23 protein-coding genes are annotated in these 23,464 nt (G+C 36.4%); 7 read left to right on the forward strand and 16 right to left on the reverse strand.

The genetic code is table 11. The features are described from left to right. Nucleotides 1-199 precede the first annotated feature (199 nt). Nucleotides 200-895, forward strand: coding sequence for an AzlC family ABC transporter permease (locus tag A9G10_RS10005; protein WP_065559385.1), 696 nt, complete (start codon nt 200-202; stop codon nt 893-895). Beyond that, complete coding sequence (locus A9G10_RS10010) at nt 892-1,212, forward strand: AzlD domain-containing protein (RefSeq protein WP_065559386.1); 321 nt, start codon at nt 892-894, stop codon at nt 1,210-1,212. Before A9G10_RS10005 ends, A9G10_RS10010 begins: the two co-directional genes overlap by 4 nt. A gap of 46 nt (nt 1,213-1,258) precedes the next feature. On the opposite strand, the gene A9G10_RS10015 is transcribed toward A9G10_RS10010, so the two are convergent. The 8 genes from A9G10_RS10015 to A9G10_RS10050 all read right to left on the reverse strand — a co-directional run bounded on the left by A9G10_RS10015 (nt 1,259) and on the right by A9G10_RS10050 (nt 9,620). Further along, nucleotides 1,259-2,158: a heme biosynthesis HemY N-terminal domain-containing protein gene (locus A9G10_RS10015; protein WP_065559387.1), complete on the reverse strand. Its 900-nt coding sequence runs from the start codon at nt 2,156-2,158 to the stop codon at nt 1,259-1,261. Between the two features lie 10 nt (nt 2,159-2,168). Beyond that, nucleotides 2,169-3,611, reverse strand: a complete 1,443-nt coding sequence (locus A9G10_RS10020) for a uroporphyrinogen-III C-methyltransferase (RefSeq protein ID WP_065559388.1) — start codon at nt 3,609-3,611, stop codon at nt 2,169-2,171. Nucleotides 3,612-3,618: 7 nt separating this feature from the next. Further along, nucleotides 3,619-4,368, reverse strand: coding sequence for a uroporphyrinogen-III synthase (locus A9G10_RS10025; RefSeq protein WP_065559389.1), 750 nt, complete (start codon nt 4,366-4,368; stop codon nt 3,619-3,621). Continuing rightward, nucleotides 4,365-5,285: a hydroxymethylbilane synthase gene (hemC, locus tag A9G10_RS10030; RefSeq protein ID WP_065559390.1), complete on the reverse strand. Its 921-nt coding sequence runs from the start codon at nt 5,283-5,285 to the stop codon at nt 4,365-4,367. The genes A9G10_RS10025 and hemC overlap by 4 nt, the downstream gene beginning before the upstream one ends. Before the next feature lie 176 nt (nt 5,286-5,461). Continuing rightward, on the reverse strand, nt 5,462-6,829 hold the full coding sequence (gene purB, locus A9G10_RS10035; RefSeq protein ID WP_065559391.1) for an adenylosuccinate lyase: 1,368 nt from the start codon (nt 6,827-6,829) through the stop codon (nt 5,462-5,464). A 41-nt stretch (nt 6,830-6,870) separates the two neighbouring features. After that, nucleotides 6,871-7,524, reverse strand: coding sequence for a high frequency lysogenization protein HflD (gene hflD, locus A9G10_RS10040; protein WP_065559392.1), 654 nt, complete (start codon nt 7,522-7,524; stop codon nt 6,871-6,873). After that, nucleotides 7,514-8,644 (reverse strand): tRNA 2-thiouridine(34) synthase MnmA, encoded by a 1,131-nt coding sequence (gene mnmA, locus A9G10_RS10045; RefSeq protein ID WP_065559393.1) that lies wholly within the window; start codon nt 8,642-8,644, stop codon nt 7,514-7,516. Before mnmA ends, hflD begins: the two co-directional genes overlap by 11 nt. A gap of 280 nt (nt 8,645-8,924) precedes the next feature. Next, on the reverse strand, nt 8,925-9,620 hold the full coding sequence (locus A9G10_RS10050; protein ID WP_065559394.1) for a LexA family transcriptional regulator: 696 nt from the start codon (nt 9,618-9,620) through the stop codon (nt 8,925-8,927). 151 nt (nt 9,621-9,771) lie between these two features. Between A9G10_RS10050 and A9G10_RS10055 the strand changes: the two genes are divergently transcribed. Continuing rightward, a complete protein-coding gene (locus A9G10_RS10055; protein ID WP_065559395.1) occupies nt 9,772-10,011 on the forward strand; it encodes a helix-turn-helix domain-containing protein in 240 nt (79 codons plus the stop codon). A gap of 68 nt (nt 10,012-10,079) precedes the next feature. Here A9G10_RS10055 and tpiA read toward each other — a convergent pair whose 3' ends face one another. Beyond that, nucleotides 10,080-10,844, reverse strand: coding sequence for a triose-phosphate isomerase (tpiA, locus tag A9G10_RS10060; RefSeq protein ID WP_065559396.1), 765 nt, complete (start codon nt 10,842-10,844; stop codon nt 10,080-10,082). A 100-nt stretch (nt 10,845-10,944) separates the two neighbouring features. Here tpiA and zapB point away from each other — a divergent pair, with 100 nt between their 5' ends. The 4 genes from zapB to A9G10_RS10080 all read left to right on the forward strand — a co-directional run bounded on the left by zapB (nt 10,945) and on the right by A9G10_RS10080 (nt 14,411). Then, a complete protein-coding gene (zapB, locus tag A9G10_RS10065; protein ID WP_065559397.1) occupies nt 10,945-11,190 on the forward strand; it encodes a cell division protein ZapB in 246 nt (81 codons plus the stop codon). Between the two features lie 75 nt (nt 11,191-11,265). Continuing rightward, nucleotides 11,266-12,570, forward strand: coding sequence for a DUF2868 domain-containing protein (locus A9G10_RS10070; RefSeq protein ID WP_065559398.1), 1,305 nt, complete (start codon nt 11,266-11,268; stop codon nt 12,568-12,570). A gap of 1 nt (nt 12,571) precedes the next feature. After that, the gene (locus A9G10_RS10075; protein WP_065559399.1) at nt 12,572-13,930 is read left to right on the forward strand and encodes a GTPase/DUF3482 domain-containing protein; all 1,359 of its coding nucleotides are present in this window, start codon (nt 12,572-12,574) and stop codon (nt 13,928-13,930) included. Further along, nucleotides 13,878-14,411, forward strand: coding sequence for a C40 family peptidase (locus A9G10_RS10080; protein ID WP_081299181.1), 534 nt, complete (start codon nt 13,878-13,880; stop codon nt 14,409-14,411). The genes A9G10_RS10075 and A9G10_RS10080 overlap by 53 nt, the downstream gene beginning before the upstream one ends. 76 nt (nt 14,412-14,487) lie before the next feature. On the opposite strand, the gene A9G10_RS10085 is transcribed toward A9G10_RS10080, so the two are convergent. The 7 genes from A9G10_RS10085 to gshB all read right to left on the reverse strand — a co-directional run bounded on the left by A9G10_RS10085 (nt 14,488) and on the right by gshB (nt 23,350). After that, nucleotides 14,488-15,675, reverse strand: a complete 1,188-nt coding sequence (locus A9G10_RS10085; protein ID WP_065559401.1) for a pyridoxal phosphate-dependent aminotransferase — start codon at nt 15,673-15,675, stop codon at nt 14,488-14,490. 277 nt (nt 15,676-15,952) lie between these two features. After that, the gene (gene nifJ / locus A9G10_RS10090) at nt 15,953-19,495 is read right to left on the reverse strand and encodes a pyruvate:ferredoxin (flavodoxin) oxidoreductase (protein WP_065559402.1); all 3,543 of its coding nucleotides are present in this window, start codon (nt 19,493-19,495) and stop codon (nt 15,953-15,955) included. Between the two features lie 313 nt (nt 19,496-19,808). Further along, nucleotides 19,809-20,846 carry a phosphoribosylformylglycinamidine cyclo-ligase gene (purM, locus tag A9G10_RS10095; protein WP_065559403.1) on the reverse strand — a complete coding sequence of 346 codons (1,038 nt, stop codon included), beginning with the start codon at nt 20,844-20,846 and terminating at the stop codon, nt 19,809-19,811. Between the two features lie 99 nt (nt 20,847-20,945). Beyond that, nucleotides 20,946-21,356: a Holliday junction resolvase RuvX gene (ruvX, locus tag A9G10_RS12815; protein WP_065559404.1), complete on the reverse strand. Its 411-nt coding sequence runs from the start codon at nt 21,354-21,356 to the stop codon at nt 20,946-20,948. A 3-nt stretch (nt 21,357-21,359) separates the two neighbouring features. Continuing rightward, nucleotides 21,360-21,917, reverse strand: a complete 558-nt coding sequence (locus A9G10_RS12820) for a YqgE/AlgH family protein (RefSeq protein WP_065559405.1) — start codon at nt 21,915-21,917, stop codon at nt 21,360-21,362. 21 nt (nt 21,918-21,938) lie between these two features. Then, nucleotides 21,939-22,391 (reverse strand): GNAT family N-acetyltransferase, encoded by a 453-nt coding sequence (locus tag A9G10_RS10110; RefSeq protein ID WP_065559406.1) that lies wholly within the window; start codon nt 22,389-22,391, stop codon nt 21,939-21,941. Between the two features lie 8 nt (nt 22,392-22,399). Beyond that, a complete protein-coding gene (gene gshB, locus A9G10_RS10115; protein WP_065559407.1) occupies nt 22,400-23,350 on the reverse strand; it encodes a glutathione synthase in 951 nt (316 codons plus the stop codon). Nucleotides 23,351-23,464 lie beyond the last annotated feature (114 nt).

Raw genomic sequence — 23,464 nt, forward strand, 5'->3', positions numbered from 1 at the left:
TAAACCCGATCAAACTACATAACTGAGTGTAATTATCTTAATGTGATACTGTATATGATGAGTGAATTTTGTCTGGACTGAAAACAGATAACAAACTGGTCAATCACTTCATTTAAAATAAATTTTCAGATTAATCATTAATTGTTTGACAGTGCCGTGTTAATAATTATGATGAAGTTTTTATCAAGAGAATGCGTTAATGTCACTCACATTTAAAGATGGTGTTTATGCTTGTATTCCAACATTATTAGGCTACGTTGGTATAGGTATTGCTGCTGGCGTTGTAGGAAAATCGGCAAATTTAACGATTTTAGAAGTAACTTTACTTGCTGTGATTGTTTATGCTGGAGCAGCACAATTTATCATTGCTGGGTTAATGTTAGTTGCTACACCTATTACAGCCATTATTTTTACTGTTTTTCTGGTTAATTCCCGCCATTTTTTAATGAGCATGGCAACAGCGCCTTATTTTCGCCGTTTTTCGTTACTGAATAATATTGGAATGGGGAGTTTGCTCACGGATGAGAGTTTTGCAGTAGCTATGAATGCCATTGCTAATCATAAACCTGTCAATGCCATATGGATGCATGGACTGAATGTCACCGCTTATGTAGCTTGGATATTATCCTGCTTAATAGGTGCTTTAATCGGTGAATGGTTACCTGATCCTGCTATGTTCGGTCTGGATTATGCTTTAGTGGCTATGTTTATCGGTCTACTTTATTTACAGTTGATAGGTGACAAAACGAAAAGTATTTATAACAAGATTCTTGTTATGCTCACTGTTTCAGTATTGCTGATCATCTTAATGCGATTTGTATCCCCCGAAATGGCAATATTAATTAGCACGTTTGCTGGATGTTTTATGGGAATAGCGATGGAGCGTAATGTATGACTACTTATAGTTTACTCATCATTATAGGATGTGGATTGGTAACATGGTTACCTCGAATTATTCCTTTTATACTTGTTAGAAAGTTACATTTGCCTGATATTATGATTCGATTTTTATCGTATGTTCCACTTTGTATATTAACGGCACTTTTTGTACAAAACCTATTTATGGCAAAACAAGGTCATTTTCCGGATGTTAAGATTGAATACTGTTTAGCAAGTCTTCCCACTATTTTGGTGGCTTTATTAACGAAAAATCTGATGTGTATTGTTGTGACAGGAATGTGCTTTATGGCGTTGATTCGATATTTTTTATAATACAAAATATTTTATACCTAAAAAAACAGGGCTTGTCGCCCTGTTTTTACGTTCTTTCTTGATCTTTAATTTTAGCTACTGATTCCAGCAATTTATCTGCTTCGACAGTTTGACCAAGTTGTTTAAGGTAGTTAGCCATTGCTTTTTGATACGCAGTATTATTAAGTATAGCTTTTGGTTGTGATTTCCACCATTTAATTAACGCAAGCGGATCATTATCGGTTGATAACTGTTTGATTCGAGCAATATAAGCAGCTTGTTTAAACTGATCTAATTGAGAATCACTATACGTTTTCACTTTATACATAATAGGTAATAAATCAATGACAGCTTGATAATTACCCATTTCATAATAAAGTTGATCTGCAAGCCTTAACACTTCGGCATTACGTGGCTTTTCATTTAACAAACTTTCAATAATAGTATGAGCATTATCATATTCATGATTCTTAAGCTGTAAGCGAACTTGAACCAATTGGAAAGCAAATTTTTCGCTAGGTTGGCAAGTCGCAGCTGCTGCTTCGAGCATTTGGTTGGCTTGAATCAACTGATCATTATCAATATTCGCTTGTGCCGCTAATAAATAAGATAATGTTGTATTGGTTGCCCCCTTAGCACTTTTCATAAAAAGTTTAGCAGCTTGTTGATAGTTACCTTCAAGTAATAAAAATTGTGCTTGTTCAATTAATTTTTTTGCTTTATGAGGCGATTTTAAACGGAGCCAATTACCGAAAGCTGTTTTAGAATTGAAGATTTTTTTAAATAATCGATCAATCAAATAAAGACAAAAAAGTGCCAACAATAATAAAATAACAAACGAATTGAAGGACATGCTAATTTTATAATTCGCGATAATAAATACTGCTGAACCTTGATTGAATTGCAATAAAGGTCCTAAAAAGAATCCCCCAACTAATGCTAAGAAAATAACTAATATTTTAATCATTATTATTCTCCTATTTAGCCAACATAGAACGAACACGAGTTTGCATTAACTTCTCAAGTTCACTTAAGCTAGCTAATCTGTCAGGAACGCTTTTATTACTAATTGTTTGATTTTGCAAATTATCAAGATCACTTAGGAAGGCTTTAACACTTGGCGAATTATTATCAAAATAAGCATTAACCCAAACTGCAACATCATTAAGCGAACGTTGATAAATCAATTCTTGATGTCGAGGCACAGCTTGTGCGGCTATTAACAGACGGAAACGAATATTTTCACGAAGATACAGTGATTGTTCTAAATTTAGTGGAGTACTTAAAATATGGCATCTAACGATCTGCTTTTCATCTTTGCCTGCTTGTGACAAACAGGTCGCAAAGTTATTGTCATTTTTATCCAATTTTTCAATGGTAATAAATTTTTGCATAAAAGAATCAATGTTTGCCCATAAATTATGTGACCAATCAGAAATTGACGAAGTGACCTCATTTTCGGAACTTTTAGTTGGGTCAATTTTATTTTCTGAATCAGTATCTGAAGATGCGCTGTGAGAATCATCAACTGGCAACGCATCATTATACTGCGTTAAGCCAAGATCAATATCATTATAATTCTCAACTAAAGGAAGATCAGTCAACGAATCCGAAAGACTAATTAAATTCAAAACAATACCGTCAGAATCGATAAAACTCAGTTCAGAAAGCGAACTGATATCTTTATTAATGGCTTGTCTGGCTGGTAATAAACTAGGATCATTTGTTTGTGCTAAACTTTCATCCGCATTTCTTAATAACAAACGTGCAGTGGTATAATCTTGGTCACTCCAGATTTTTCGAGCGGCTAAATGGACTAAATAGTTAGCTTGCGATATCAGCCAAACATTATTATCCGTGCTCGACATTGCTGACAAACGCTCGTTAAAGTTATGAAGATTTTGTTCATTTAACTTAATTGTGTCATTGATTTGATTGGTTAACTGTCGTTGTAACTTTTGTTGCTCATTTAACTGATTGGTAACACGATCTTCAAGCGATGAAAACTGCTGGTTTTGTTTGGTTACCGCATCGTTGATATTATTTTCTAAATCCTTAACAATACTCTGCTTAGTGCTTTGTTTTAAATTGGCTATTTCCATTTCAAGCATTGAAATAGTGCTGTTTTGTTTTTCAAGTTGCTCATGACCGTGATAAAAAACAAAGCCACCTAAGCCTAAAGTTAAAGCAATAGCTACAAGCGATAGTTTTGAAATGGGTACTTTATTGACATTATTTTTGCTGGATGAAGAAGTCGATTTTTTTTCTGTTTTTGGACTTGAATTTGTTGTTATCGTATTTTTATCTTCTTTCATAATATTGTTCACTTGTGTTAGTGCATCGGTTGTAAAAGGTTGACTAAATGAGGTGGTACTAATCGTTGAACTGGTTGCGTTAGCTCCATAAAATCGAATCGGCATAAAAACCTCATTTAGATGATTTTATATAATTGATATTATTATGACATAGACTTATCATTGTTTTAAATAAAATTTGATTATTTGCGCTTTTGGCTAAAACAATATTTTGCCAGTTTAGGCGTTTAGCTTCCTCAAAAATTCTGAAACTGGTCACCACTAAACAAGCATGTTTTTTATGTTCTGTTTGGCAATACAACTCAAGTTGATGTAAATGTTCAATACTGGTAATGATAACGACCTGATGCTCAATGGCATTACTCAATATGTCAAACGGATAGGATATCGCATGACGAGAATAACATTCTACTAGTTTGACTTGGGCTTGCTTGGCACTTAATGTATCGGCAATTAGCTGTCTTCCTGAATCACCTCGTAAAATTAAAACCCTTCGGTTTTTCACCATATCAGTATCGAATAAGGCAAGTAATCCTTCACTATTTTCTTGTTTCGGAAAACTCACCGATTTATGAACGAATTGACGGATCAGTTCCGCGGTTTTGTTTCCTATAGCAAAGTATTGTAAATGTTTAGGAAAATTAAGATTCGGACTAAACGTTGTGATGACATTTGCGACCTGTGGCGATACTGCAATAACAATATCATTTGGCAATAATTGGTTTAAATCGTTTTGTAAATTCAGCAGATCCTTACCTGCTGAAATTCTAAATAAAGGAAGATGGGTAGCCTGTAAATTGGCTTGATTTAATAATTTAGTCAATTCTTCACCTTGCGGTGAAGGGCGGGTGACGAAAATCATTCGCTATTCAATTCCTCTAAAATTGCGTTAGCTCCAAGCATTAACAATTCATTGGCGACATCTCGTCCTAACTGTTCTGCTTGAGTAATACTACCAGACAGGGGGACTTTGATTATTGTAGAACCATCTGTTTTGCCAACTAAACCCTTTAAAAATAGCTTATCATCCAAAATTTGGCTAAGACAAGCAATCGGAACTTGACAACCCCCTTGCAATTGTTGATTCATCGCTCTTTCAGCTTGTATGCAAATTCGACTATTTGGGTCATCTAAAGGTGCGAGTAAAGCTAAAATTTGCTTATCATTGGCACGTGTTTCAATACCAATTGCCCCTTGACCGACAGCAGGTAAGATTAAATCAGTATCGATATATTGTTTAATACGGTCTTGCAATGATAGACGTTTTAATCCTACTGCTGCTAAAATAATTGCATCATATTCTTGATTGTCTAATTTTGCTAAACGGGTACCAATGTTGCCTCGTAGGTCTTTAATGTGCAAATGTGGATAAAGCGCACGTAATTGACATTGTCGTCGTAAACTTGATGTACCAACCACCGCACCAGAAGGTAACTGTGATAAATTTTGGTAATGATTTGAGATAAATGCATCTCGGACATCATCCCGTTTGCAGATTGTTGCAAGTGTGAGTCCATCGGGAAAATGCACGGGAATATCTTTTATGGAATGCACTGCAATATCAGCTTCATTATTTAAAATGGCTTCTTCCAATTGTTTAACAAATAATCCTTTGCCACCTATTTTTGATAATGGGCTATCGAGTAATATATCACCTTTTGTCACCATAGGGATGAGTTCTACAGACAAATCTGGGTGAATGGCTAATAGCTGCTGTTTAACATAGTTAGCTTGCCAAAGAGCTAAAGGGCTTTTCCTTGTTGCAATGCGGATTTTCAATGGATGTTCCTATTAAATACTTTAAATGTTGTTTTATTATTGATGTCTTAAAGGTTTATAAGAATAAACATATGTTATTTAATCACAAATTGACATCATTCATTCATGTATTGTGATTCAATATAATCTGAAACATTATTCAATGATGTTTCAGATTATTGACCAACAAAAGATAATTAAAGTTTATCAATAAACATTGATGCGTAACCAATATAGTTGGCTGGTGTTAACTGTTTCAAACGTGATTTTTCATTTTCTGGTAAATCTAGCGAATCAATAAACTGCTTCATTCCTTCGGCATCGACACGCTTTCCTCGAGTCAACTCTTTTAGTTTCTCGTAAGGTTTTTCAATACCATAACGTCGCATCACTGTTTGAATAGGTTCAGCTAAGACTTCCCAATTACGATTGAGCTCATCAAGTAAATACTCTTGATTCACTTCAAGTTTACTTAATCCTTTTAAGGTTGATTGATAAGCAATGATTGCATAACCAATACCCACACCAAGATTACGTAAAACGGTTGAATCTGTTAAATCACGTTGAAAACGGGAAATTGGCAGTTTGCTACCTAAATGATTCATAATGGCATTAGCTATGCCAAGGTTGCCTTCAGAGTTTTCAAAATCGATTGGATTGACCTTGTGTGGCATGGTTGATGAACCAATTTCGCCAGCTACCGTTTTTTGTTTAAAGTGATTTAGTGAGATATAACCCCAAATATCACGATTAAAGTCGATCATAATGGTATTAAATCGAGCAACACAATCAAAAAACTCAGCAATATAATCATGCGGTTCAATTTGAGTTGTAAACGGATTCCATTGTAAACCCAAAGAACAGACAAACTCTTCACTAAATTGATGCCAGTCAAGGTGAGGATATGCCACAATATGCGCATTATAGTTACCAGTAGCCCCATTGATTTTACCCAGTATTTCTACAGATTGTAGCTGTTTTAATTGACGTTGTAAGCGATAAGCGACATTAGCAAATTCTTTACCAATAGTTGATGGGGTAGCAGGTTGGCCATGAGTTCTGGAAAGTAAAGGTAAATTACGATACGCTTTAGCCTGATCAGTAATTTTATCAATTACTTTTTTCCAATACGGGATTAAAACACTTTCTTTCGCCATTTTTAACATTAAAGCATACGATAAATTATTAATATCTTCGGATGTACAGGCAAAATGAATAAACTCATTGACAGCGTGTAGCTCTTCATTCGTTTTCACTTTTTCTTTAAGAAAATACTCAACCGCTTTAACATCGTGATTGGTTGTTTTTTCAATCGCTTTAATACGTTTAGCATCATCTTCGTTAAACTGTTCAACAATCTGATTAAGATGCGCCAAGGCTGATTGGCTAAGTGCAGGCACTTCAATAATTTCGGGGTGTGAAGCTAATTTTTGTAACCAACGAACTTCGACTTGTACACGGTATTTTAATAAACCATATTCGCTAAAAATAGTACGTAATTCTGTCGTTTTATCTCCATAACGACCATCAATAGGCGAAAGGGCGGTAAGTGCAGATAATTCCATCGGGATAACTCCGTTACGATGTTAAAATAGTAATAAAAAAATTAAAGTGAATTTGCTTTTTCAATTTCTTGCAAAAGCGTTTGAGCCGTTTTTATTAAGCGTTTTCGTTGAAAAAATAGCTGTAAACGGCTTCCCCCTACTTGGTACCATAAAATAGCAGAACGAATACAACCCAACAACGACGTTCTCACCTTTGCTTGAACTAAAGAGTTTTGTAAATACTCAATTTTACCCATCACTTTGATTTTTGTGGTTAATGGGCTAATAATATCTGAATAAATACCGGCTAACGAATAAGACAGATCATCTACATGTGAACTAATCGTTTCTTCATTCATAACAGGATACAATCCCGAAATACGAGTTAAACGCTGATCAATATTATTTAATGCATCATTATTTTTTATTAATTTACTGGTAATACTTAATGTACTTAAAAGATAGCGAACAACATCCAGTTGTTCTTTTTGCCCTGATGAAAACAGATAAACTAATGTTTGTAAACCCGTTTTAATATTTTTGATACCACCATACACTTCTTCGGTCGTTTGTGGTGAGGTAATAAAAAGGCTCTGAATAGTTTGCTCATAAAGTGTTGAACTACAAATCCCAGTATTGGCCAACTGGGGAACTAAAACAGAACTTTGTATTACACCGGCAAGGGCAATAGTAGTATGATAATACTTATTTGTCACTCGAACTCTCCTTACTTCGAATAATACGTTCCTCAATAATGCCGCCACCTAGACAGACTTCGTCTTGATAAAATACAGCAGATTGCCCGGGTGTCACCGCTGCTACAGGGTGAGCAAAAATCACTTCGATTTTATCTTCTGATACTGGATTGACTTGGCATTGAATATCTTGTTGACGATAACGCGTTTTCACCGTACAAGTAAAAGGTTTGGTCACAGCTTTTCTATCGACCCAATGTAATTGTTGTGCAATCAGACCATCAGAAAATAGCGCAGGGTGATCATGACCTTGAGCAACAATAAGTTCATTATTTTTAATGTCTTTATCCACAACATACCATGGGGTATCATCGGCTTGTTTTAATCCACCAATTCCTAGTCCTTTACGTTGTCCTAAAGTGTGATACATAAGTCCTTGATGTTTACCGATAATCTGTCCATCCACTGTACGAATTGCACCAGCTTGAGCCGGTAAATATCGAGCTAAAAAGTCACTAAACTTTCGTTCGCCAATAAAGCAAATTCCTGTAGAGTCTTTTTTGGATGCAGTAGCTAATCCTAGCTGCTCAGCGATTTTACGAACTTGCGGTTTTTCAAGTTCCCCAACAGGAAACAGACTTTGTCTAACTTGGCCTTCGCTTAACGTATATAAAAAGTAACTTTGGTCTTTATTATTATCTACCCCACGCAATAATTCGACTTTATCACCAGTGGTACGTTTACGAACATAATGACCTGTTGCAATATAATCGGCACCAAGATCTTGCGCTGCATACTCTAAAAATGCTTTAAATTTAATTTCTTTATTACATAAAATATCGGGATTAGGGGTTCGGCCTGCTTTATATTCTGATAAAAAATGTTCAAATACGTTATCCCAATATTCAGCTGCAAAATTAATAGTATAAAGTTTAATATTGAGTTTATCACAAACAGCTTGAGCATCGGCTAAGTCAACAGCCGCTGAACAGTATTCATCTGTATCGTCTTCTTCCCAGTTCTTCATAAATAAACCAACAACTTGATAACCTTGTTGCTGAAGTAAATATGCTGAAACAGAAGAATCAACGCCACCAGACATACCGACGACAACTTTTGGGGAAGTATTCATATTTGGCATAGTAACTAACATGGTCTTTAAAAAATAATGGCTAATTTTAGCATAAATGACCCCAAAAGCATAAATTTATGCCAATAAGAATTCTGATTGAGAACATTTTTTTTACTGGAACATAGACGGATACTTAAACATTTTTACGTTTTTTTACTCATTAATCTTTCTAAAATCTAAAGAAAAAAAACGAGTGCCTAAATTTCTTAATAAGCGATTCTATCAACATTAATCAACAAAACCACTTATTTTATATGCCATAAAAAAATACAATCAATACCCAATATTGTTAATAAAGATCCTTCAACAGATAAACGACATGACCAATAATTTTAAAATCTTGGGGTTCATTTTTGTCTACTCTAATAGATGGATATTTTGGATTATCACAGAGCAAAGCAATGTTAGAACCCTGATTTTGGATGCGTTTAATACTTATCTGATCATCATATTGCACGGCATAAAGATACCCATCAATCGGTTTACTATGGGCAGTATTAATAATCAGAATATCATGATTTGATATCGTCGGCTCCATGCTATCACCTTTAGCCCAAACCGCCCGCAAGTCATCATTGTCAAAAAGTTGATGTTTAATCAATGTGATATCAAACGGTATTGCCTCGATCTGTACTAGAGACTTATTAGTATCAAATTCATTTAATTTATAAAAAGGGATATAGACAAAACCACGACGTTCTGTATCGGGAAGTAACCGACATTCACCTTTACCTGTTGCTAACCACTCAATAGGAATATCACATTTTTGTGCGATAATTGCTAATCTATTCAGAGAAGGGTAAGTTTTACCTGATAAATAGTCACGAATAACGGCTTCAGACATGCCCACTTTTTTGGCAAAGGCATTACCGGATAAACTCTCTAAGACTAAGGTAAGTCGATGTTTAAAATCGATAACACCTGTTTCTTTAAGAATTCGTGTTTTTTCTTGATCTTCAGTTGTTTTTATGTTGCTTTCTTTCATTTTTATAATCCATTTTGCGTTATTTTTTATTTTTCTTGTTTTAATTCGTTTTTTTATGTGTTATTCTTTCGCTTGGAATTTACACCATGCTAGTGTTGTATACCGATAATCTTTTGGATAGCAAAAAAATAAACTTATAGAGGATCTCATAATGAGCGAACAAGATCAAGACTGGACTCCATCAAGAGTAGTAGGCGAAATTAAAATTAGAGGTGGAAATTTAAGAGGTCTATCTCGTGCGAGTGGTTTGCAAGCTGATACTCTACGAAACGCACTTTATCGTCATTGTCCTAAGTATGAACATATTATTTCAGAATATTTAAAAGTTCCTGCTGAACAAATTTGGCCTTCTCGATATAACTCAAAATCGAATAAAGTCAAATACAAATAAAATTATTTAAGTTTCAATTGAAAGACGCCTATTTGGCGTCTTTTATCTTATTATTACGTTGTAAAAAATTAATTTTTTGCTTTTTCCGCTGCTTTAACAATAGCTGCAAATGCATCTGCTTTTAATGATGCGCCACCTACTAATGCACCATCAATATCAGGTTGAGTAAATAACTCAGCGGCATTTTTATCATTGACCGAACCACCGTATTGAATAATGACTTGTTCAGCCACTTTTGCATCTTGTTTTGCAATATGGTCACGAATAAATTTATGAACGGCTTGAGCCTGAGCAGGGGTTGCTGATTTGCCTGTACCAATTGCCCATACAGGTTCATAAGCAATAACTGCGCCATTGAAAGCTTGAACACCTAATGCATTAATTACCGCATCAATCTGACGAGCACAAACAGTTTGAGTTTGACCAGCTTCATTTTCAGCTTCGGTTTCACCAATACAAAGTACAGGAACTAAACCTGCTTCTTTGATGACAGCAAATTTTTTAGCGATAAATTCATCTGATTCTTTATGATAAGTACGACGTTCAGAATGACCAATAATAATATGCGTGACCCCAACTTCTTTTAGCATGTTGATGGATACTTCACCAGTATAAGCGCCAGATAAGTTAATTCCGACATCTTGAGCGCCTAAAAGAATATTTGAACCACCTAATTGGTGCTTAACAAAATCTAAATAAACGACTGGTGGAGCAATCGCAACATCACATTCGACATCCGTCGATAGCTCATTTCTTAGTTCGGCAACTAAGTTTTTAGCCATTTCGATACTACCATTGAGTTTCCAGTTACCCATCACGAGAGGTTTACGCATAATTTTCTCCAACTTAAATTTTAAAAAGGTGTTGATTTTAGAATGAATTCGTTATAATAGTAGACATTATACACCAAGTAAATAAAGTCTGAGGAAAAATATGTCATTAGAAATATTGAATCAATTGGAAACTAAAATCCAACATACTGTGAATACTATCAGTACATTACAACAAGAGATTGCAACGCTAAAACAAGGAAATCAAGAATTAGAACAGTTGATTAATGACAGTTCAGACGAAATGAAAGCACTACGTGATGAAAACGTAAAATTAAAACAAGATCAACAAGTTTGGCAACAACGTATTCAAACTTTATTAAGTAAAATTGGTGAAATAGCACAGTAATATATTTAACTTACACAGCGCGACTTAAGTCGCGTTTCTTTTATGCTTCATTAATCTCATTTTAAGATAAGTATAATGCGAGAAAAGTTAAAATCTTTATGGCTTGCTGAAACGATACGCTTGATTGAAAATGAATCAGGTCGATACGCCGATCAAGATATCAATCGAAAGGCAAGGGCTACACAATCATCATTATCCGATCGAATTATCCTACGAGCGGTGATGTTGTCTAAGCAAAATGGACTTTATACAGCGCAAACTATCTTGCTGCATGCGATAAAAATTTCTTTTGTACTGCTCCTGTTACTTTCCGTTTTTCTAGGCGTGACATTAGCGTTTAGTGCACTCAATCAAAATCCTGTTAATTTATACTGGGCACTTTTCAGCTTATTAGGCGTTCACCTCATCACCTTTTTAATCTGGATTTGTTCCTTTTTTTTCTTTTCCAATATGGGCGGAAGTATTCTTATCCATTGTTGGTTATGGTTAGCTAAAAAGCTATCTCAAAAAAAGACCATACAAGAACTGATTCCTGCGTTTGTACAACTGTTTGGCGGTAAAATTCGATGGCTAATTGGGTTTGTACTCAATCTTTTTTGGACAATCATCTTAAGCTTTGCCCTTGTTGTACTGGTGGTCATGTTTTCGACACAACATTATAGCTTCGAATGGAAATCAACCTTACTTAACCCCGATGAAATTATAAAAGTGACTCATTATTTAGGGGTATTACCTTCAATATTGGGGTTTTCCATTCCGCAAGATGAGATTATTCGATACAGCGAACGCGCCCTTAATGCTAGTGAAGTCCGATCTGCATGGGCGATTTGGTTACTTGGCGTGTTTATTGTTTACGGATTAGCAGTACGTTTTATTTGCATGATCATTTGTGGTATTAACTGGATGGTCAGTTGCCTTAAAGTAAAATTGAATTTAAACTTACCTGAATATCAAATTTTGGCTAATGATTTACAACCGATTTCAATCCATATTGTGGATGAAGATACGCATAAACAAGATCTTAATATTGATTTAACCAAACATTTTATAAACAATGGTGAAGGAATTTTTTTAGTTGCGGTAGATATTCCTGAAAGCTGGACTCCGCCAGCGTCGGTCACTTTTTTAGGTTTTATAAATACCCGTGAACAGCGCAAACAGATTTTAGATTATCTTCAAATAAACCCCGCTAAAAAATTATTAATCGCTATTGATACCGACCGATCACCCGATCGAGGAGTATTAAATTTACTCAGTCAATTAACAGAAAAATCGCAACAAAACCGTATTTGGTTTATCAATCAAGGTCACCAACTTAACAACTGGCAATCTTTACCGTTTGAGTTTGCTCAACCATCATGGTTAAAAGAGGAACTGTAAAATGCTCACCACATTAAAATTAGCCGTTGTTGGTCACGCTAATGTTGGTAAAACCTCATTATTACGGACATTAATTCGCAATAGTCATTTTGGTGAGGTTTCGAATAAACCAGGCACAACAAGGCATGTCGAATCCATAAAAATAAAACTAAGCAATCAAAAATCGATTATCTTTTATGATACACCTGGTTTAGAAGATAGCTTGGCACTATACGATTATATTAATCAACTTTTGCCTACCAATCATAAACTCGATGGCATTGATAAATTAACGATTTTTTTACAAAGCCCAGAGGCAGAAAACCAATTCAACCAAGAAGCAAAAGTGATTAAACAGCTACTAAATAGTGATGCGGCTATCTATGTTATTGATGTGAGAGAGCCTATATTACCTAAGTTTCATGATGAATTAGCTATCTTAGCCAATAGTGATAAACCTATTTTAGCGGTGTTAAATTTTACTGCACAACAAAACCAGAATGAAAAAGAATGGAAAATGTTACTCTCACGAGTCGGAATACATGCTATCATAAGGTTCGACGCGATCGTGCCTCCATTGGATGGTGAAGAAAGATTGTACAAAAGCCTTGCGCTTATGATTGAGCCAGCTAAAGCTATTTTAGATGAATGGCTAAATAAGATAACGGAATTACGAGACTCTCGCAATCAAAGTGCTAACTTAATTATTGCAGAAACACTGGTTGATGTGACTGCATTTTATCAAATGGCAAAAACGGATGATAAGCAAGCCATAGTTGATATGCAAAATAAAGTAAGAAAGCGAGAACAAAAAGCCATTGATGAATTATTGTCGCTTTATCAATTTGATGCTGAGCACGAAAGCGAACAAGGTTTACCCTTAATTAAAGGGCGCTACAAAGCGGATCTTTTCAATATTGATGCGTTAAAAAGCATGGGCGTTCATTTAACCAAAGGTTTTGTATCGGGTGCCACTATCGGTGCAAGCATCGATTTAGCAACCGGAGGATTGACCTTCGGGTCTGCTGCGTTGATTGGTGGCGCTGTAGGCACGCTAATGCAAACGGCCAAACATTATGGATCTAGAATGCGCTACCAGCTATCTGGATACAGTAAATTAAGTGTTGACGATGCAATTATCTGTTTTCTTTCATTGCGATTAATTCGTCTTAAAGAAAATTTGAATAATCGTAGTCATGCAAATACCGACCCGATTCAATTGTCTAATTTGGATAAAAGCGAATGGGAAAAGGGTGTATTACCCAAAAGTCTAAAAATTGCAAGACGTTATTCACACTGGTCAAACTTAAACAAGGGAACCAAAAGATATGACAAAAAAAGGCAATCAACGATACGTGACGTTGCTAAGCAGTTGTTTTAGTCTAAGGAAACGTTGTTTTATTCTCACGTTAATTTTATCTATGTTTATGCTATTTGGCTGTAGCAGTAGTCGGGGACAAGTTACCTCAAATACGCTAAGATCAGAAACGGCTATGTTAGCTAAAATAGAATCCCATTACAAAAAATGGCAAGGTACGCCATACCGTTATGGTGGAACAACCCTAGCAGGAAGCGATTGTTCAGCTTTAGTCATGAATTTTTTTAAAAATAAGCTAGCTAAACGATTGCCAAGAAGTGCAGCTGAGCAAGCCAAACTAGGTTATAAAGTGACGAAACCCAAAGCAGGTGATTTAGTCTTTTTCAAAACCGGTGGACGAGGTAGTGGATTACATGTCGGCATCTATTACACGGATGGAAAATTTTTACATGCCTCGACATCGAAAGGTGTCATCTATTCCAACCTAAACGAGTCTTATTGGAAACAGCGCTATTGGATGGCAAGACGAATAAACGACATCTAAAAAAACGATTAAAATGCTCACTTATCACATCATGACAAGTGAGCATGATACTATCAGCACAATCTGTGATTTCAACTTAAATTAAAGACTGACTTTTCAAATTTCGCATAACATTTGCAACATAAAGCATTTCACTTGGTGTCCCTAATGATATTCGACACCAATTTGTGGCAGGCTCAAAATCTCGTCCTATTAAAATAAAATTTTGTTTCATAAGTTCCCGATATTTTTTTAAATCAATCGGGCTTTTATGAAACAAAAAGTTCGTTTCAGATTTAAGATAATGTAAACCTAAATCTGACAAAGTCTTTTCCATAATTGTGCGTGACACATCAACCGCTTTTTTAGAATAAGTTAAAAACTGAATATCATCCATTGACGCTAAAGCCGCACATACACCGCAATAATTTAACTTTTCGCCTGCTACATACTGAGCAATTTGACGAATATTATCCGCTGAACTCACCACATAACCGACACGTAAACCAGCCATAGCATGAATTTTTGAAAACGTTTTCAATAAAACAATATTATCAAACCCCTTTGAAATTAAGTAATCAACCGACTTAAAAGCTGGATCATTCACAAATTCGGCATAGGCTTCATCGACAATAAATACCGTATTTTTGGGTTTACTTGTCAACCATGATTCTATTTCGCTATTGGCAAATACAGTCGAAGTAGGATTATTAGGGTTGACTAAATAAACGATTGAAGATCCTTGATAATCCTCAACTGCTTTTTGCAAACCCTTAATATCTATTTGCCAATCGGGTAGGCAGGGTACTTTGGTTACTTTTAATTTAAAGATTTTAGCAAAATGTTCACCGTCACTATACGTTAATTCCGGTATCACTAATTGTGTATCCGGTTTCACATAAGCGGCTATTGCACTTCGAATACCTTCGGATGAACCAGCCGTTAGCAAAATGTGATCATCACTTACATTATGATGTTTAGCTAATCGTTTGTTTAGCAGTGGCATTTCAGCTTTCGCATAACGATTGGCTTTAGGAATCGCATCGATGGCTGCTTGTTTAGCTGATCCTGACATACCAAGCGCATTTTCATTAAAATTTAGTCTTACAGGATTATTAAGATTAGGTGTTACTACGTTATCAAGTATTGGTAACGAGTATGACACTGTTTTTTGTGTTTCTTGAGCATAAGCTTTAGATAGTAATTGATTGACAGTCAAACCAGCAATTGCTGCGGAAGACATTGTTAACAATTTTCTTCGATTGATATTCAAACTTGCGACCATTTTTCACCTCACGATTAATTATTGCTTTGCAGGCTAATTAAACAGTGCAAAAAGTATACCAAGTAGAACGATTACAATAAAAATAGGATTGATAGCCTAATCATAGTAAAGAAGGGTAAATGTTGAAGATTAAACGAATTAATTTGGTTAAAAAACGCACTAATCCAGTGCTGTTATGCACTATATAGCATCACAATTTAAGATCAATTGCTTATGTTTAAAAACATAAGCAACTGTCTTGTTATTGATGCAATTACGAATAGTGAATATCGACTAATTAACTATCTGCCGGTGTTTCAATATCCGAATACGTAGATAACATTTGCAAGAACTTAAATTTAGCGTTTACCATTTTGGTGGAACGTTCATGCAAGGTATTGGCAATCACCGGTTCTAACGTCTCTAAACGTCTAAAACGTTGTTCTTTCAATAAAATACTAGATAATAATTCACTATTCGGTGATTTAGAATCAAGCACCAAACCAGGTTTACCTTCTGCCGTACGTCGTGGATCATAACGATATAGCGGCCAGAATCCAGATTTAACTAAATCTTTCATCTGTTCATGCGATTTTGCTAAATCATAACCATGCTCTTCGCAAGGGCTATAAGCAATCACTAAAGAAGGACCATCATAGGCTTCGGCTTCTTGCAAAGCTTTTAACGTTTGATTAAGCTGTGCACCTAATGCAATTTGCGCAACATAAACATGCCCATACATCATCACACTCACGCCTAAATCTTTACGTGCTTTATGTTTACCTAAATCGGCAAATTTAGACACAGCACCCATTGGCGTTGCTTTAGATTGTTGACCACCAGTATTAGAATAGCATTGCGTATCTAACACTAAAATATTAACGTTATCGGTCAAACTCATCACATGATCCAGTCCGCCAAAACCAATATCATATGCCCAACCGTCTCCACCAATTGCCCAAACTGACTTATCGATTAAATAATCCGCATCTTGTATTAACTCTTTGGCTTCAGGTGAGTCCAAATGTGCCAGTTGATCACGCAATAAAGCAACTTGTTTGCGTTTATCATCAATAGTAGAATCAGGGGACTGTAATGCAAGGACAATTTCGGGCGAAATCTCACCCGCTATATGATCAAGCAAACGTAACGCCCTTTTTTTATGTTGGTCATAAGTGATCCGATAACCTAAAGCAAACTCAGCATTATCTTCAAATAACGAATTTGCCCAAGCGGGGCCACGACCATAACGATCGGTCGTATAAGGGGTAGAAGGTAAATTACCGCCATAAATTGAAGAACAACCGGTTGCATTGGCTATCGCAAGGTGATCACCATAAAGTTGCGTTAACAATTTAATGTAAGGGGTTTCACCACAGCCTGCACAAGCGCCCGAATACTCAAACAATGGTGTTAATAACTGCGATGTACGGACATCAATACGTTCAAGTGATTTAATATCACGATCAGGCAAATCATTAAAGAACGCAAAATTAGCGCGTTGCGTATCTAAATTATCAATGCGTGATTGCATATTAATTGCTTTTATATCAAAGTTATTACGATCACGAGACGGACACACCTCGACACATAAATTACAACCCGTACAATCTTCAGGGGCAACTTGTAACACATAGCGCTGACCTCGCATATCGCGTGCTTTTACTTCAAGCGAACTCAATGAATCGGGAGCGTTTGCCAAATCGTCAGGTAATACCACTTTAGCTCGAATCGCGGCATGAGGACATGCAACCGCACAATGATTACATTGGGTACAAAGATCAGGTTGCCAAATTGGAATTGCTTCGGCAATGTTTCGTTTTTCCCATTTTGTGGTGCCCGTTGGCCAAGTGCCATCCGGTGGAAAGGCAGATACGGGCAAGTTATCGCCTAAACCAGCAAGCATTGACGCCGTCACTACTTTCACAAAGTCAGGCGCATTACTTGGTACTACAGAAGGGCGTGATGCGCTACTTTGATCGACACAACTTAACGGAATTTGCTCTAATGACGCAATCGCTAAATCGAGTGCCTTCCAGTTGTTTTCGACTAATTCTTGACCTTTGCTACTGTAACTTTTGGCTATCACTTCTTTAAGCTGTGTGATACTAAAATCGTTTTTAAATATTTCAGAAAGATGAAAGAACGCCGCTTGCATAACGGTATTAATGCGAGCACCTAAATTACATTCACGGGCAATTTTAGCGGCATTAATAATATAAAAGTGTGCTCTTTTCTGAATTAATTGTACTTGAACTTCTTTCGGTAAACGATGCCAAACTTCATCTTTACTATAAGGAGTATTAAGTAAAAAGATCCCGTCATCTTTTAGTTTTTCAACAATTTGATACTTATCGATAAATTGGTCTTGATGACAACCAATAAAATGCGCACTGGTAATTAAATAGGGTGAATCGATAGGCTCTAAACTCACTCGTAAATGCGAAGTCGTTAAGCCACCGGCCTTTTTAGAGTCATAAACAAAATAGCCCTGTACATAAAAAGGTGAGCTATCACCAATAATTTTAATATTATTTTTAGTCGCCGAAACCGTACCGTCACTACCCAAACCATAAAATAATGCTTCAAGCGCAGATTTTTGTGGAATAGATTTTTCGGGTAATGGTAATGATAACCCCGTTACATCATCATAAATCCCAACAGTAAAGCGTGGTTTAGGTTTTTCTGCTAACAGCTCGTTAAAGATAGCCAAGACACAGCGAGGATCAAACTCTTTCGATGACAAACCATAACGCCCACCAACAATGGTTGGTAAACAATGGCGTTCACCTTGGCTAAAGCTTTCGGCAAAAGCGGTCATAATATCTAAGTACAAAGGTTCGGCTTGGGCACCAGGTTCTTTTGTTCTATCTAAAACCGCTATTTTTTTAACAGAATCCGGAATCACCGCTAACAAATGTTTTGCAGAAAAAGGGCGGAATAATCTAACAATCACCACACCGACTTTTTCATGATTATCAAGCAGATAATCGACGACCTCTTTACAGGTACTTACGCCTGAGCCCATTATGACAATCACACGTTCGGCATCACTTGCCCCGTAATACTCAAACGGTTGGTATTGTCTGCCTGTCTCTTTTTCAAACGCTTGCATCGCATCGACAACATGCTGATAAGTCTGATCATAATAAGAATTTACCGCTTCACGACATTGAAAATAGGTATCAGGATTAGCCGACGTGCCACGAATGACAGGATTATCGGGCGTTAAAGCGCGGCTACGATAAGCTTTTATAGCATCATGCGGTAACAGGTTATGAATTTGTTCATCGCTTAAAGGGTGAATTTTATTCACTTCATGAGACGTTCGAAAACCATCAAAAAAGTGGACAAAAGGCACACGACTATTTAATGTTGCTATTTGTGCAATTAACGCAAAATCTTGGGCTTCTTGGACTGAACTTGAACACAACATAGCAAAGCCCGTTTGTCTGATTGACATTACATCGGAATGATCACCAAAAATTGACAGCGCATGGGTTGCAACCGTACGAGCAGCGACATGTAAAACAAAAGGCGTTAATTCACCGGCTATCTTATATAACGAAGGGATCATTAACAACAAGCCTTGCGATGACGTAAACGACGTCGCTAATGCGCCCGTCATTAAAGAACCATGCACAGTTGAAATAGCTCCAGCTTCGGACTGCATTTCAACCACTTTAGGAATATCGCCAAAGACATTAGGCTTATTAAATTCAGCCCAAGTGCTTGCTTGCTCAGCCATCGTTGAGCTAGGTGTAATAGGATAAATGGCTATGACTTCATTGGCACGATAAGCAACGGATGACACCGCACTATTAGCATCAGATATGATCATTAAAAAACCTTGTGTTTTATAGTGTTACGACATTACTTCATTATTATAAATTTAGACTATTGTATCAGAAACCAAGATAGCTTTGAGTTATTTTTGAATTAAAATTTTTTTGACTTTGAATTAGTGTTCAATAATTGGATCAGGAATAAACTAAACCTAAATAAACCCAACTTTTTTAAACATGATTGATGGCTTTGTAGATATTAAAAAAAGAAGCGCATAGTTTTATCTATGTAATTTTACTCAATAATAAACCATTAAATAAATTGTTACTAAGCAATTTATTTAAATTGCATAGTAACAGATGTCTATTTTATTGAATAATGACCTGTTCATCCGATGTTGACTGTTTTATTTCACCGATTAACCACGCTTTTTCGCCATGATTATTGAGTAACGTTAAGGCATCATTAACGCAATGTTGGGGTAAGACAATAATCAAACCTACACCGCAGTTAAAAGTCCGGTACATTTCGTGCCGAGTGACATGACCTGCTTGTTGTAGCCAATTAAATATTGGTGGCCATTGCCAACTGCTTTCGTTAATGATTGCTTGCATATTGTCGGGTAGCACTCGTGGAATGTTTTCCCAGAATCCACCACCTGTAATGTGCGCAATGGCATGTACGTTGAGGTGTTCAATTAAATCAAGAATTGATTTGACGTAGATTTTGGTCGGTGCAAGCAGGTGATCAGCAAGTGGCATACCATTTAATTGTTCAGTAGCCGGATTTACTCCACTGACTTCAATAATTTTTCGAATTAATGAGTAGCCATTAGAGTGCGCTCCACTAGATGCTAACGCAATTATGGCATCACCGTGTTGTACTTGACTGCCGTCGATCATTTTGGATTTTTCAACGACACCCACACAGAATCCAGCTAGATCGTAATCGTTACCCTGATACATGCCTGGCATTTCAGCCGTTTCGCCACCGACTAAGGCACAACCGGCTTGTTTACAACCTTGTGCTATTCCAGTCACTACCGTTGCTGCAATATCAACATTGAGTTTACCTGTTGCATAATAATCAAGAAAGAATAGGGGTTCAGCACCTTGAACAATAAGATCATTCACACACATGGCGACTAAATCAATGCCGATCGAGTCATGGCGTTTTAAGTCCATTGCTAACCGTAATTTAGTCCCGACACCATCTGTACCCGACACAAGAATCGGTTCGTGATATTTTTGTGGGATTGCGCATAATGCGCCAAATCCACCTAATCCACCCATGACTTCAGGACGTTTGGTTTCTTTGACAACTGATTTAATTCGGGTAACCAGTGCATTACCAGCGTCGATATCGACACCGGCATCTTTATAGCTAAGAGGCGTTTTATTTGACACGAGAAGCAGTCCTTAAATAAAAAAACTGCTGATTATTTTAGCAAGTATGTAAATGATTAGCGATGAATTATTTGTAAAATAAATAAAAGGTTAAAATAGTTAATGGTTTTCAAACCAACTTTCTAAAATAATAATTGCCGAAGTGGCATCAATATGACCTTTTTCGAGTGCACGGTAACCACGTGACGCAAAGATGTGCGATTTAGCTTCGACCGTCGATAATCGTTCATCTTGTAGATGAACTTGATAACCAAACATGCCATGTAAACGGTTAGCAAATTTTCGTGCTCTGGCTGTCAGTGGTTGTTCGCTACCGTCCATGTTAAGCGGTAACCCAACTACTAAGTAATCAGGTTTCCATTCTTTAAGTACCTTTTCAATAGCTTGCCAATTAGGAATGCCGTCTCGTGCTTTAAACGAACAAAGCGGATTGGCTGTTTTGGTGATGTCTTGCCCAATCGCAGCCCCAATACTTGAGGTTCCGAAATCAAATGCAATAATGGTTGCCATTGTTTATGCATTTCCCATTTGGTGTGATATACGATTGATATTAATGCCTAACGATTCGGCGGCTTTTTGCCAGCGTTCTTCAATTGCAACGTTAAAAATAATATTGGGATCGGCTTCTGCCACTAACCAGTCGTTGCGGGCAACTTCTGATTCAAGTTGCAGTGATCGCCAACTTGAATAACCTAATGCAAGAAATAGATCTTTCGGTTGTTCAGGTGTTCCAATCGATTTTAATGCATCAAGTGATGTGGTTATCATCACGTCATCCGATATTTGAATGCTGGATGAAAAGCCCGATTGTGGAGTATGTAAAATAAATCCTTGTTCATCCGCTAAAGGGCCACCACAAAATACAGGGTATTCGAGTTCAGCACAGTTTTTTGGTGCCATAATTTCAAGACGAGTCAATACGGTGGCAACATTGAGTTCAACAAGAGGTTTGTTAATGATGATACCCATTGCCCCATCTCGATTATGTTCACAAATATAAACCACCGATCGGCTAAACATCGTTTCGGATACGTTTGGCATTGCAATAATAAAATGATTTTTTAGATTCATATGCTCACATTTTAGTTTTATTTAAAGTGCACACTTGCCGATTTTTACGTTGTGTTCAACTAAGCAACGCATCAATAATTCGGGTTCATTGGTTTCTTCATTGATAGATTCGGAAACAATTTCAAAATTTTGTGAAAGATAAAAATCAATAGCTGTACTATTTTGTTTGTAGACATGAACAAGTAATTCGTTGTAACGCTGTTTGGCTTTATTAACTAGTGCTTTTCCTGTCCCTTGTCGGTGATATTCTTTGTCAACAAATAAACCTGAAATATAGTTTTCGGTTAAGCCAATAAATCCTTTTACGCCATTAAGATCTTGCACGTAAATGGTTGACATTGGGATTAACATTTTAACAAATTCATAATTTTGTTTAAAAAATTCAGGATCTATAAAATCATGGGTTTGTGTATTCCCTTCAAGCCACAGTTGCATAATTTTATCAAGATCCGTTTTTTTATATTCTCTAATCATGGTTAGCTCTATTTATTTAATCGTTTTTCAATGGCATCCATTAACATACCTGTAATTGATATGTCTGGATTTGCCGCTTCAATTTCACGTACACAAGTCGGGCTGGTGACATTTATTTCAGTTAATTTATCACCAATAATATCTAAGCCAACAAACAATAGTCCTTTTTCTTTTAAGGTGGGTGCTACGCTTTTAGCTATTTGCCAATCACTGTCACTGAGTGGTCTTACTTCGCCATATCCACCTGCTGCCAGATTTCCACGGGTTTCGCCTTTTTGGGGTATTCTAGCAAGACAATAAGGTACCGGTTGACCGTCAACAACCAAAACACGTTTGTCACCGTCTTTAATGGCAGGAATATATGCTTGAGCCATGCAATATCGGGTGTTCATGTCGGTTAGGGTTTCGATAATGACCGATATATTCGGATCATCTTGTTTAATTCTAAAAATGGATGATCCACCCATACCGTCAAGTGGTTTTAAGATGATATCTTGGTGTTCTTGATGAAATGCTCGTATTAATTTAGTTTGACGAGTCACGAGAGTTTCTGGCGTAAATTGGGCAAACCAGGCTGTAAATAGTTTTTCGTTACAGTCACGCAAGCTTTGTGGTTTATTTACCACCAGTACACCATTTGCTTCTGCACGTTCTAAAATATACGTTGAATAGATAAATTCAGTATCAAAAGGGGGATCTTTGCGCATTAATATGACATCAAGATCACTTAATGGAAGTGTTTGTTCTTCATCCATATCAAACCAGTGATTGAGATCGTGATGAACGGTTAACTTTCTTGTTGTTGCATAAGGTTGACCATTACGTAAAAACAGGTCGTTCATTTCCATGTAAAAAAGTTGATAACCCCGTTTTTGTGCTTCAAGCAACATTGCAAAACTGGTGTCTTTTTTTATTTTGATATGACTGATTGGATCCATAACAATACCAAGCTTAATCATGGTAACTCCTTTTGTATTGTTCAATTAAATATGTATTGTGACAGATAGTGTTTTTATCACTATGCAATAAGCTTTGGCAACTATCATACTCGTAACAGATTAAGATGCAATGTA

It is taken from the genome of Gilliamella sp. wkB308 (genome assembly GCF_001690185.1).
Taxonomy (GTDB): domain Bacteria; phylum Pseudomonadota; class Gammaproteobacteria; order Enterobacterales; family Orbaceae; genus Gilliamella; species Gilliamella apicola_I.